The following is a 12,016-nucleotide window of genomic DNA, read 5'->3' on the forward strand; positions in this document are numbered from 1 at the left end:
GCCCCGGTGGAAGGGTCGGTGTCCGGCCGTACCGGCCGACGGACCGCACCGCCCGGCGCCCACCGCGAAGGCGGCACCGATGAAGAGGACGAACATGCCGAACACAGCCGTTTTCCACACCGCTGACGACGCCCCTGCCCCATGGGCGGACCGCATCGGTAGGTGGCTGATGGCCTTCGACGCCGTCGCGACGCTCGGGGCGTTGGCACGAGGCATCCAGATCATGACCGACGTGTCCGACGAACGCCTGCTGACGGAGGCCTGGCGGACCTTCGCGTACGTCCTGTTCGCGGGGCTGTGGGCGCTCATCGCCGTCGCACCGCGCGGTCAACGAGGGCTGTGGGAACTGCTGCTGCTCCACAAGACGGCGGTCACGGTGTTCGCTCTCGCGGTCGGTCACGTGCCCGAATCGTCGCAGACCGCCTTGGTCGACGGATTCCTCGTCGTGTCCACCGCGGCGGCCTACGTACTGTGCCGCGGCTGGCAGGCATGGCGCCCCGCGGCGCCCGCACCCGTGGGCGGCGCACCCGTACCGGCACGGACGGACGCCTCCGCCACGCACGCGTGACCGCGGGAGGGGCCCGGGAGGGGCAGGGGTGGGCGGCCGAGACCGTCCGCCCCTGCCCTTTCCTGCGCCGCCCTGCCTACGGAGCGGCGCGCCACGCTCGGCAGCCGTCGTGACCGGCCCGCACGTCCGCCGTCCCGGGCGGAGGATCAGGCGACCGGGAACACCCTGCGCACGACGCGTTCGGCGGCCCGTCCGTCGTCGTACGGGCAGAAGCGCTCGCGGAACGCACCGCGCAGCTCCGCCGCCTCCGGTTCCTCCGCCCCGCCGCCGGTGATCAGGTGCGCCAGCTCGGGCAGTGTCCTGGCGACGGCCCCGGGCGGGGTGGCGAGCAGGTCGAAGTAGGTGCCGCGCTGCTGCCGGTAGTGCTCCCAGTCCGGAACGTAGAGCACGATGGGACGGTCCGGAAGGACCGCGAAGTCGAACATCAGGGACGAGTAGTCGGTCACCAGGAGGTCGGCGGCCAGGCACAGTTCCTCGACCGACGGGTACGCCGACACGTCCAGGACCCGGGCGCCCTGCCCGTCGGGCAGGGGCTCGGCGCCGGCCTCCAGGTAGTGCCGGCGGACGAGCAGGGTGTACCCGGGGCCGAGCTCGCGGGTGAGTTCGGCGAGCTCCTGCGCCTGCCGGGGCGACGTGTCGCCGTCCCGGTGCGTCGGCGCCCACAGGACCGTCCTGCCGCCGGCGGGCGCACCCACCGCCTCACGGGCGGCCGCGCGGTCCGCCGGCCCGGCGGCGGCCAGACGGTCGTTGCGGGGGTAGCCCGTTTCCAGCACCTCGTACCGTCCGGGGTAGGCGCCGGTGAACGCGGTGGTGGTGTGCGGGTTCGGGGAGACGAGGTAGTCCCAGCGGCCGACGTGCTCCAGGAGCCGCTCGAAGTCCATGTCCGCCGCGCTGGGCCTGCCCCGCAGGTCGAGGCCCATGTGCTTGAGCGGCGTGCCGTGCTGGGTCTGCACGTGCACCGAACCCTCGCGCTTGGTCGTCGCGTGCGGGAAGTTGACGTTGTTCACCAGGTACTTGGCGGTCGCCATCACCTTGAGGTACCGCAGCGTGTTCGCGGCGACCCAGTCCACGCCCTCGGGCATCCGCGCCCCGGCGGCCTTGTCGGCCACGACCCACACGCCCCGCACGGACGGCGCCAGCTCTTTCGCCCGTTCGTAGATGGCAGCCGGGTTGCAGGCGTATCCGCGGTACCAGTAGGCGGCGTACACGGCCAGGTTCTCGTTCATCGGCAGCCGCAGGAGGGCCCGGTAGAGGCCGCGGCGCCCGAGTCCCAGCACACCGCGCACGGCACGCTTCGACGAGGCCGGCGCCCGGCCTGCCGACGTGCGCAGCCGGTTCGCGTCGTCCATGCGGTGGAACGCCCCCCGCGCGCCCCGCGCCACGCACCGGAACTGCAGTCCGCGCGCCCCGCCCGGGAACGAGTAGCCGTCCGGCCTGCGGTCGCGGAAGTGCCGGGTCAGGCGTCGGAAGAACTCCTTCCGCAGGTCGCCGGGGACCAGGCCGGGCGTCCGGTAGACCGTGATGCCGTGCAGCACCGTGCGGTCGAAGACCCGCTGCCGCATCCGGGGCGACACGTCGTCCCGGTGCCCGTCGAGGAAGTCGAATATGCGTTCGTACTGAGCGAAGGCGTCCAGGTGCTTCGGGGAGCTGCTGTGGGTGATGGCGCCTTCGCGCTCGCGCCGGTAGTAGTAGCAGGGCCGGTCCAGATAGCTGATCCGCTCGGCCGCCAGCAGCAGCGGATAGGTGACGGATATGTCCTCGTAGTACCCCGCGCCGAAGGCGACGTCCAGGCCGAGCAGGTGGTCGCGGCGCACCACCTTGTTCCACACGGACATGATCATGTTCAGCAGTTGCGGCTTCTCGGCCAGCGTGAAGGTCTCCGGCGGCGGGGGATCCGCGATCTGCTTCCGCCAGGTGTTCGGCTCCACGCGTCCGTCCGGATACCCGCGGACGAAGTCCGTCACCAGGACGTCGGGGCGCACCTGGGCCAGCCGCTCCGCGACCGCGGCCACCGCCCCGTCCGTCAGCCGGTCGTCGCCGTCCACGAACCAGACGTATTCCCCCGTCGCCAGCTCGAGGCCGGCCTTGCGCGCACCTCCCAGGCCCCGGTTCTCGGCCAGGTGCACCACCCGCAGGCGCTCGTCCCGCTCCGCGTAGGAGTCCAGTATCCCGGCGCACCCGTCCGGCGACGCGTCGTCGACGGCTATGAGCTCGAGGTCCGCGCCGTCCTGCGCGAGCAGGGAGTCCAGGCACTCGGGCAACAGAGCCTCAACCCCGTGCACTGGGACGATGATGCTGATTCGAAGATCCATGCTGGCAATCCATGCGGGTAGGGGGCGGTCGGAGCAGACGGTGGTGGCGCCGGAGGACCCGGACGGCGACGGGACGGGAACCATGGTTCCCGTCGGAGTGCGGGCACGCACAGACTACGGAACATCCGTGCGACCGAGAGCCGTCGCCCCGCTCCGGGCCGGACGGGCGGGGCGGCCCAGGCGGACGGGGACGCCGGGAGAGTAGAGGACGCTGACCGGGTCGCCGAGGGGCTCCGGCACCCCGGCGCGCGCCACCAGGTCCTCGTCGCAGGTGACGATCTCGGCGCGGTGCAGGGGCCAGCGGGGGTGGTGGTTGGGCAGGTACGCCGAACCGCCGAAGAACGCGTTGTGCATCCCCCAGCGCGCGGTGAGGAAGTGCTCCAGGTCGCTCGGCTCGTGTATGCGCTCGCCCGGCCGCACGGTGATGCGGCTGCGGGCGCCCCGCGGGCCGGGCCAGCGACGGGAGCTGGTGTAGGTCACCGTCTCACCGACGGACCGGACGGACATGCGGGACCACAGGTAGGGCAGCCGGAAACCGGCGCGGCCCATCAGCACCGGTATCAGGCGGGAGGCGTCCATCGACCTGAAGACCACTCCGCGCCGCCCGTGGGAGTCCACGCTGTACAGGCGGACGTTGGTCTCCGGGAAGGAGCCGAAGTACGGGACCCCGGGAAGCCGCAGCCATCCGACCCGGTGCATCCGGAAGGCGACGAGTCCGACGTACGTCAGCCCGTCGTGCGTGTCGGGCACGGTGCCGTGCGGCATGAGACCGGCCACGGCCGCGGGCTCGACGGCCCAGTGGATGAAGGCGAGGTCGAGCCACTCCTGGGTGAGCAGCGGCATCGGGATCGCCGCGGGGGCGTCGGGAGTGATGGCGCTGGGCTTCTGCACGGGCCAAGGATGACAGAGGGGTCCGACAGTCGGCCGGTCGGTGCCCCGTGCATACCCCGGTCCTCACCGGTCGCACCGCCCTCGCGGCCCGGGTGCGCCGTAGTATCGGACGATCTCCTGGGGAAGGCGGGCGGGCATGGGCAGGCAGCGTCCCGGTACGCCGACGCTGGAGGAGGTGGCCGCCCTCGCCGGTGTGGGACGGGGCACCGTGTCGAGGGTCGTCAACAACGCGGCCGGGGTGCGGGACTCGACGCGCCGGGCGGTGCGGCAGGCCATCGCCGAGCTGGGGTACGTTCCCAATCTCGCGGCCCGGTCACTGGCGGGGCATCGTGCGGACGCCGTCGCTCTGGTGATGACGGAGCCCGACTGGCGGCTGTTCGGTGAGCCCTTCTTCACGGAGGTGGTCCACGCCGTCGGTGACGCCCTCACCGACACACCGGTGCAGTTGCTGCTCACCCTGGTCCGCACGGACACCGAGCGGCAGCGCTTCGTGGAGTACGCGCGCGGCGGCCGCGTCGACGGCGTGCTGCTGATGTCGGTGCACGCCGAGGACGCCCTGCCGGACATGCTCGCCAAGGCCGGGCTGCCCACGGTCATGCTGGGACGCCGTTCCGGCGACGAGACGATCACCTACGTCGACGCCGACAACACCGCCGGTGCGCGCGGCGCGGTCGCCCACCTGCTGGACGCCGGCCGGACCACGATCGGCGCGGTCAGCGGTCCGCTCGACATGTACGTCGCCCAGTGCCGGCTGCGCGGATACCGGGAGGCCCTCGAAGGGGCGGGAGTGACCCCCGCGTCCTCGCTCGTCGTCGAGGGGAGCGACTTCACGGAGCAGAGCGGGCGCCGGGCCATGGCCGACCTGATCTCCAGGAGGCCGGAACTCGACGCGGTCTTCGCGGCGTCGGACACGCTGGCCGCCGGTGCGCTCGACGCGCTGCGCGCGGCGGGACGACGGGTGCCGCGGGACGTCGCGGTGATCGGCTTCGACGACGTGCATCCGGCGCGGCCCACGGAGCCGCCGCTGACGACGGTCCGCCAGCCGCTGGGAGAGATCGGACGCACGATGGTGCGGCTCCTGCTGGAGGAGATGGAGGACTCCCCCGCCGGCGGGCGCAGCGTCGTCCTCCCCACGGAACTGGTGGTCCGGGACTCCGCCTGACCGCGGCACCCCACAGCCCGCGCCCCACCTCCCGCACATTTCCCCTCCCCCACCTGGCGCTTCGCAATTTCCTCGACGACTCCGGCGCGCGCAGTCTTGTCAGGAGCATGAACCGCTTCTACAGTCCCCAGACAACCGGTTAGTGGGAGCGCTCCCATCAGTGGGGAGTTGGGAGCGCTCCCGCCCGGCCCCCTCCTTCGCCCCCTCTTCCCCCCGCACCCTCCCGGAGAGGCCCCCATGCGAACGCCACGGCGCCAAGTCCGTTCCCGCCGCGCCCTCCTGAGCGCACTGATCGCCGGCCAGGCGGTCGTCGCGTCACTCGTCACCGCGGCTGTACCGGCCCAGGCGGACACCACGATCTGCGAACCCTTCGGCACGACGACGGTCCAGGGACGGTACGTCGTCCAGAACAACCGCTGGGGATCCGACGCCGCCCAGTGCGTCACCGCCACCGACACCGGCTTCCGCGTCACCCGGGCCGACGGCTCGGCGCCGACCAGCGGGGCCCCGAAGTCCTATCCGTCCGTCTTCAACGGCTGCCACTACACGGTCTGTTCGCCGGGCACCAACCTGCCGGCGCGGCTCGACACCGTGTCCCGGGCCCCCTCCGGCATCTCGTACGGCTTCGTGGACGACGCCACCTACAACGCCTCGTACGACATCTGGCTCGATCCGGATCCACGCACCGACGGGGTGAACCGGACCGAGATCATGATCTGGTTCAACCGGGTGGGCCCCATCCAGCCCATCGGTTCCCCCGTCGGTTCGGCGACCGTCGGCGGCCGCGGCTGGGAGGTGTGGAGCGGCGGCAACGGCTCCAACGACGTGCTGTCGTTCGTGGCGCCGTCGGCGATCAGCGGCTGGGACTTCGACGTGATGGACTTCGTCCGGGCCACCGTCGCGCGCGGGCTCGCCGAGGAGGACTGGTACCTGACGAGCGTCCAGGCCGGCTTCGAGCCGTGGGAGAACGGCGCCGGGCTGGCCGTCACCTCCTTCTCCTCCGCGGTCGAGACCGGGGGCACCGCGGCGTAGCGGCCGCGCTCCGGACCCACCGCCTCCCGCCCGGCCCTCCCGCCCCCTCGCCCGTCCGGTCCACGCACCCCGGGCGGGCGGGGGTTCCACCTCCGCGAGCACGCCGCGCCCCCCGCTCCTCCTCCTACTCCCGCGCTCCCTCCCTTACTCGCCCACTCGCTCGCACGACAGCGGCACCACCGGACAAGAGGACACCAACCCCGAGACTGGAGACCCCCTATGGCTCGACGCATGGCTCCACGCGGCAGATACCTGTCGCTGGCAGCGGTACTGGCCACCCTGCTCGGCACCCTCGGCGTGACCTTCCTGCTGGGGCAGGGACGGGCCGAGGCACACGGCGTTGCGATGACGCCGGGCTCCCGGACCTACCTGTGCCAGCTGGACGCCAAGACCGGCACGGGCGCCCTCGACCCGACCAACCCGGCCTGTCAGGCCGCCCTCGACGAGAGCGGGGCGAACGCGCTGTACAACTGGTTCGCCGTCCTCGACTCCAACGCGGGCGGGCGCGGCGCCGGTTACGTGCCGGACGGCACCCTGTGCAGCGCCGGCGACCGGTCCCCGTACGACTTCTCCGCCTACAACGCGGCCCGCGCCGACTGGCCGCGCACGCATCTGACGTCGGGTGCGACGATCCCGGTGGAGTACAGCAACTGGGCGGCCCACCCGGGCGACTTCAAGGTGTACCTGACCAAGCCGGGCTGGTCTCCCACGTCCGAGCTGGGCTGGGACGACCTGGACCTGATCCAGACGGTGACCGACCCGCCCCAGCAGGGCTCGCCGGGCACCGACGGGGGCCACTACTACTGGGACCTCGCGCTGCCCTCGGGGCGCTCGGGCGACGCGCTGATCTTCATGCAGTGGGTGCGTTCGGACAGCCAGGAGAACTTCTTCTCCTGCTCCGACGTCGTCTTCGACGGCGGCAACGGCGAGGTCACCGGCATCGGCGGTTCGGGCAGCACCCCGAGCCCGGACCCGACCGACCCGACGACTCCGCCGCCCACCCACTCCGGTTCCTGCATGGCCGTCTACTCCGTGGAGAGCTCCTGGGGCGGTGGCTTCCAGGGCTCCGTCGAGGTGATGAACCACGGCACCGAACCGCTGAGCGGCTGGGCCGTGCAGTGGCGGCCGGGTGACGGGACCACGCTGGACGCGGTGTGGAACGGCTCGCTGACCAGCGGCACCGACGGTTCGGTGACGGTACGCAACGTGGACCACAACCGGGTGGTCCCGCCGGACGGCACTGCGACCTTCGGCTTCACCGCCAAGTCGTCGGGCAACGACTTCCCGGCGGACTCGATCGGCTGCGTGACGGCCTGACCCGTCCGCACCACGTCCGGAAACGGGTCGGCGGGGCCCCGGGAGGAGCCCCGCCGACCTCACGTACCGGTTACAACTCGCTCAACCTCTGGTTGCGGGACGATGATCGCGCGACGATGGGCCCATGACTCTGGCCCAGCACGCCTTTGAGCGGCTGCAAGGCTGGCCCGACCTCTTTGCGGGTCCGGCCAGTTGCGGAACCGGACGGGCGCTGTGCTCCGTCCGCGACGAGATCATCCACTTCCACTCGGACCGGGACGTGGACCTGCACCTCACCCACCGGGCCATCCAGCGCTTCCAGTACGACCTCGGGGGCTCCACGGCCATCCGCCTGGTCCCCGGGTCCCGCTGGGTCACCGTGCACCTGGACTGCGACGCCGACGTCGACCTGCTGCTGAGCCTGGTGAGCATCGCGCTCAAGGCCCACCAGTCCCGGGCCACCGCCGGCCCGCCCTCCGGGTGCAACTTCCACCGGGTGACCGTGCTGCCCCGTGCCACGGCCGGCGAGGCCTGACGGCACGGAGGGCGCGTGTGCCCGGGGCGGTTCGACGCCCCGTCAGGGCCCGGTGCGCCGGATGCCCGCGGCGGCGAGTACCGCGCCGAGCACGCACAGGGCACCGGTGACTAGGACGGCCAGGTGCACGCCGTTCATAAATGCCTGCCCGCTGCCCTCCACCACGGCGGCCCGCAGCCCGGCCGGCAGGTCGGCGGAGACGGGCGCCACGCCCATCGCGACCGCGTCCCGGGCCTCCCGGAGGCCCTGGGCCACGGGCTGCGGCACGCCCGCACCGGTCAGCTCGCCGGCGAGGGTGGCACCGACCCTGGCGCTGATCAGGGAGACCAGCACGGACGTGCCGAGCGCGCCGCCGATCTGCAGTGTGGTCGCCTGGAGGCCGCCGGCCACACCGGCGTCCCGGACGGGGGCATTGCCGACGATGGCGTCGGAGGAGGCGGCCATCACCATGCCGACGCCGAGGCCGAGCGCGACGAACGGCGGCCACATCGCGGCGTAGGAGGAGTCGGTCTGCCAGGTGAGCATGCCGAAGCAGGAGGCGGCCTGGAGCAGCATGCCCAGGGGCATCGTCAGCCGCGGGCCGTAACGCTGGGTCAGCGCGGCTCCCAGCGGGGAGGCGACCAGCGAGGCGAGGCTGAGCGGAAGCGTCCGCACGCCCGCCTCTACCGGCGTGAAGCCCCGCACGTTCTGGAGGTACAGCATGACGAAGAAGATCGTGCCGAGCATCACGAAGAAGTTGAGCGCGGTGACGACGGCGCCGATCGTCAGCGCGCGGCTGCGGAAGAGGCGCATCGGCAGGAGCGGGTGGGCGACGCGGGTCTCGTAGCGGCCGAACGCGAGCAGCAGGACGAGTCCGGCGGCGACGGCGCCCAGGGTGCCGGCGGAGGTCCAGCCCCAGGTCTCGCCCTTGACGATGCCGAAGACCACGGCCAGCAGGCCGAGGGCGAGCAGCAGGAGACCGGGGACGTCGAACCGTTCCCCGCCGGTGGCGTTGCGGCTCTCCGGGAGGACGAGGGCGCCGAAGGCGACGGCGGCGACGCCGATGGGGGCGTTGACGTAGAAGACGGACTCCCAGTCGACGTGTTCCACGAGGAGACCGCCGACGATGGGACCGAGAGCGGTCGCGACGGCCGAGACCATGGCCCAGATGCCGACGGCCATGCCGAACTTCTTGGGCGGGAACGCGGCGCGGAGCAGGCCGAGGGTGTTGGGCATCAGCAGTCCGCCGAAGGCGCCCTGGAGGGCGCGGAAGGCGACCACGCCCTCGATCGACCCGGCCAGTCCGATGGCGACGGAGGCAAGGGTGAAGCCGACGACGCCGGCCAGGTAGTAGGTGCGCCGGCCGAACCGGTCTCCGAGCTTGCCGCCCAGGACGAGGGTGGCGGCGAGCGCGAGCAGGTAGGCGTTGGTGACCCACTGGAGCTGGGCGGTCGACGCCTGCAGGTCGCGGCCTATCTCGGGGTTGGCGATGGCGACGACGGAGCCGTCGAGCTGGACCATGAACAGGCCGAAGGCGACGGCGAAGAGGGTCAGCCAGGGGTGGGAGCGCAGGCGGCCCGCCGCCGACGGGGCGGCTGCGGAGTGGGGCGGTGGCGTGGGTGTGGACCCGGACGTGCCGGGGTGGTCCACGGACGTGGAGGAGGGCATGGAGGGGCTTCGCTTCCGGATTCGCGGTGACGGGGAGGGTGGCGGGCGGCCGGCACGAGCGTCCGTGGCTGCCCGCCGAACGACCGGTCCGCGGACGGCCGGGGGCGGCCGGGGGCGGTCGAGGAACGGCCGGGGCGGCGCGGGGACGGTCAGGGGCGGCGCGGGGACGGTCAGCGGGTGGGGCGGAGGTGCCGCGTCAGCGCGTCGAGGGCGTCCAGGGCGGAGCCGAGCGCGCCCTGCTGTCCCTCGGTGAGGGGGGTCAGGGCCTGTCGGATGAGCGCGGTCTCCAGTTCCCGCACCTCGGTCAGCCGCTCACGGGCCACGGCCGTGAGGTGGAGGTGGGCGACGCGCTTGTCGGCACTGTCCCGCCTGCGCTCCAGGTCGCCCTGCTCGGTGAGCTGGGAGACCAGGGCGCTGACGTTGTTCGGCTTCATCAGCAGGGCCTCGGCGGCCTCGCGCACCGTGGCGCCCTCGTGCTGCGCGACGTACCGCAGCAGGGCGAGCTGGGCCTCCGGGGGCTTGGGGTGCGGGTACCGCGCGGCGACCTGCCGGTCCAGCGCCCGGTGCAGCGCGGGAAGGCACGCCGCGAGCCCGGAGGCGACGCGGTCGATGTCCCGGCGAGGGGTGCTGGAGTCGGCCACCCCGGAACAATAGGTATGGTCAGATAGGTATGTCAAAAGAGGTAATGGCCGGGGGTCCGCCCCGGCCCCCTCCTCGCCCCCTCCCCCGCAACGCACTCGCAACCTTCCCCGTGCTGGCATGGGTGGCATGGGTGACACATACGAGGAGATTCCCCACGTCGAACTGACCGCCGGGGCGGCCGCACTGCTGCGGCGGCTCCGCGAGGCACACGGGCCGCTGATGTTCCACCAGTCCGGCGGCTGCTGCGACGGCAGCGCCCCCATGTGCTATCCGGCCGGGGAGTTCCGCACCGGCGCCTCGGACGTCCTGCTCGGCGAACTGGCCGTCGAGGGGGTCGGGGAGCCGGTGGAGTTCTGGATGTCGCGCAGTCAGTACGAGGCGTGGGCGCACACCCGGCTGATCGTGGACGTCGTCGCGGGCCGGGGCAGCGGCTTCTCGCTGGAGGCCCCCGAGGGGGTGCGTTTCCTCATCCGCTCCCGCGTGATCGGGACCTGACGGCACCGGACCCGACGGCACCGGTCACGGTCTGAAGCCGCTGACGATGTCCGCCGTGGCCGTCAGACCGTCGTTGATGGTCGGGGCGAGGCTCGTGCTCGCCAGGCAGAAGCCGAGCAACAGGCACACCAGTGCGTGCGAGATCTTGAGCCCGCCGTTGCGCAGGAAGATCACCGCCAGGACCAGCAGCAACAGCACCACAGAGATGGAAACGGCCATGGTCAACCTCCTCCGCCACGTCCACTTCGCGGCGTTCGGCCGCAAGTGTGGCGTAGCGGAGGGTTCGTCCGGGCGGCTGACCTGTCCTCCGAACGAGTGGTGTTCCGCGGGCCGCCTCCTACCGCTTGCCGCGGGCGTCGAGGAATGCCTCAAGACCGGCGAGGTCGTCGGTGTTGAGGTGGTCGACACCGGCGTCGAGCAGTTCTCCCCACACGGCGTCCCGCGCGGGGCCCGCCACGTCGGGGGTGGCCCAGAAGCGCACCCGCTGTCCGCGGGCGTGGGCCGCGCCGACGATGCCCCGCAGCTTGCGCCGCTCGGCGGCCGGGAAGGTTCCGACGCCCTGCCAGGTGAAGTTGAGCGTCCAGTTGTCGCTGATCAGCGGAGCGAAGGAGGCCGGTGCCGTGGTGCCGAGGTCGGTGAGGCGGCCGTCGTAGAAGGCCAGGCGGGTGCGCTGGGCCTCCATCGGCGGGCGGGCCGCGCGGTCGCCGGAGACCACCGCGGTGACGGCGCCGGGGCGGACGCGGCCGTGGGCGTAGGAGGTGAACAGGTGCCGGTAGGGGCGCAGTCGGCGGTCGAGTTCGAGGTACGTCGACGATCCCTCGGTCTTGATGTCGATCAGGAGTTGTAGCGAGCCGCGGTCGCGGCGGTACACCCGGCCGTGGCCGGCCCGGACGCGGGCGGCGAGCGGGTCGAGGTAGAGGGCCTCCAGGGTGCGGGCCGGGTCGAGGTCCTCGGGGTCGTGGGCGACGAGGAGTTGGCCGTCGACCAGGTAGATGTCGGCCTCGACGCTGCCGAAGCGGTGGTCGAGCGCGTCGAGGAGGGGGCGCGCGTGCTCGTAGTCGTTGTGGGCGTGGGCGCGCCACAACGGGCGCGGGCCGGGCCTGCCTTCGCCCGCCGGGGCGCTGCCGCTGTGCCTGTTGCCGGCCGCCAGTGCGGTGCCGGCGGGCAGGACGACCGCGCCCGCGAGGGCGGTGCCGAGGGTGCTGAGGGCTCTGCGTCGGGTGGTGAGGGCCATGCTCTGCCTCCCTGGAGGTGCCGTACGGGACGCCTGTGAGTATGGGGTCCCGGTGCCTTCGGGGAGCAGAGCCGTGCGGGGAGTTGGCCCGACCGCCGCCGGTCGTTCACTTCCGCGGACGGGCGGCGGTGTTCCCCCGCGACGCTCCCCCGCGACGAGCGGAAGGCAAAGTGCCCGCCCTCCCGGAAGGAGGACGGGCACC

The 12,016-nt window shown here is 72.6% G+C and carries 11 protein-coding genes and 1 pseudogene; 6 read left to right on the forward strand and 6 right to left on the reverse strand.

Annotation, left to right across the window (positions count from 1 at the left end; translation table 11 throughout):
• The first annotated feature begins 169 nt into the window (after positions 1–169).
• Positions 170–568, forward strand: a complete 399-nt coding sequence (locus tag IG94_RS38405) for a hypothetical protein (protein WP_211269646.1) — start codon at positions 170–172, stop codon at positions 566–568.
• 146 nt (positions 569–714) lie between these two features.
• Here the strand turns inward: IG94_RS38405 and IG94_RS0102490 are convergent, their stop codons facing one another.
• Positions 715–2,964, reverse strand: a complete 2,250-nt coding sequence (locus tag IG94_RS0102490; RefSeq protein ID WP_107060391.1) for a CDP-glycerol glycerophosphotransferase family protein — start codon at positions 2,962–2,964, stop codon at positions 715–717.
• A gap of 30 nt (positions 2,965–2,994) precedes the next feature.
• Entirely contained in the window at positions 2,995–3,723 is a 729-nt protein-coding gene (locus tag IG94_RS0102495) for a YqjF family protein (protein ID WP_263435640.1), read from the reverse strand.
• A gap of 184 nt (positions 3,724–3,907) precedes the next feature.
• Between IG94_RS0102495 and IG94_RS0102500 the strand changes: the two genes are divergently transcribed.
• The 4 genes and pseudogenes from IG94_RS0102500 to IG94_RS0102515 all read left to right on the forward strand — a co-directional run bounded on the left by IG94_RS0102500 (position 3,908) and on the right by IG94_RS0102515 (position 7,796).
• The gene (locus IG94_RS0102500; protein WP_031030229.1) at positions 3,908–4,933 is read left to right on the forward strand and encodes a LacI family DNA-binding transcriptional regulator; all 1,026 of its coding nucleotides are present in this window, start codon (positions 3,908–3,910) and stop codon (positions 4,931–4,933) included.
• 237 nt (positions 4,934–5,170) lie between these two features.
• Positions 5,171–5,956, forward strand: a pseudogene (locus IG94_RS0102505) (GH12 family glycosyl hydrolase domain-containing protein); the annotation flags it as partial.
• A gap of 240 nt (positions 5,957–6,196) precedes the next feature.
• The gene (locus tag IG94_RS0102510; protein WP_031030234.1) at positions 6,197–7,282 is read left to right on the forward strand and encodes a lytic polysaccharide monooxygenase auxiliary activity family 9 protein; all 1,086 of its coding nucleotides are present in this window, start codon (positions 6,197–6,199) and stop codon (positions 7,280–7,282) included.
• A 124-nt stretch (positions 7,283–7,406) separates the two neighbouring features.
• A complete protein-coding gene (locus IG94_RS0102515; protein ID WP_031030236.1) occupies positions 7,407–7,796 on the forward strand; it encodes a luciferase domain-containing protein in 390 nt (129 codons plus the stop codon).
• Between the two features lie 42 nt (positions 7,797–7,838).
• On the opposite strand, the gene IG94_RS0102520 is transcribed toward IG94_RS0102515, so the two are convergent.
• Positions 7,839–9,443: an MFS transporter gene (locus IG94_RS0102520; protein ID WP_031030238.1), complete on the reverse strand. Its 1,605-nt coding sequence runs from the start codon at positions 9,441–9,443 to the stop codon at positions 7,839–7,841.
• A 170-nt stretch (positions 9,444–9,613) separates the two neighbouring features.
• The gene (locus IG94_RS0102525) at positions 9,614–10,084 is read right to left on the reverse strand and encodes a MarR family winged helix-turn-helix transcriptional regulator (RefSeq protein WP_031030240.1); all 471 of its coding nucleotides are present in this window, start codon (positions 10,082–10,084) and stop codon (positions 9,614–9,616) included.
• Between the two features lie 127 nt (positions 10,085–10,211).
• On the opposite strand from IG94_RS0102525, the gene IG94_RS0102530 reads away from it, so the two are divergent.
• The gene (locus tag IG94_RS0102530) at positions 10,212–10,580 is read left to right on the forward strand and encodes a DUF779 domain-containing protein (protein ID WP_031030241.1); all 369 of its coding nucleotides are present in this window, start codon (positions 10,212–10,214) and stop codon (positions 10,578–10,580) included.
• 24 nt (positions 10,581–10,604) lie between these two features.
• Here IG94_RS0102530 and IG94_RS0102535 read toward each other — a convergent pair whose 3' ends face one another.
• Both IG94_RS0102535 and IG94_RS0102540 read right to left on the reverse strand, forming a co-directional pair.
• Positions 10,605–10,799 (reverse strand): hypothetical protein, encoded by a 195-nt coding sequence (locus tag IG94_RS0102535; protein WP_031030242.1) that lies wholly within the window; start codon positions 10,797–10,799, stop codon positions 10,605–10,607.
• Between the two features lie 118 nt (positions 10,800–10,917).
• Positions 10,918–11,814 (reverse strand): phosphatidylinositol-specific phospholipase C/glycerophosphodiester phosphodiesterase family protein, encoded by an 897-nt coding sequence (locus IG94_RS0102540; protein ID WP_031030243.1) that lies wholly within the window; start codon positions 11,812–11,814, stop codon positions 10,918–10,920.
• Between the last annotated feature and the right edge of the window lie 202 nt (positions 11,815–12,016).

The sequence above is a fragment of the Streptomyces olivaceus genome (assembly GCF_000721235.1).
Classification (GTDB): domain Bacteria; phylum Actinomycetota; class Actinomycetes; order Streptomycetales; family Streptomycetaceae; genus Streptomyces; species Streptomyces olivaceus.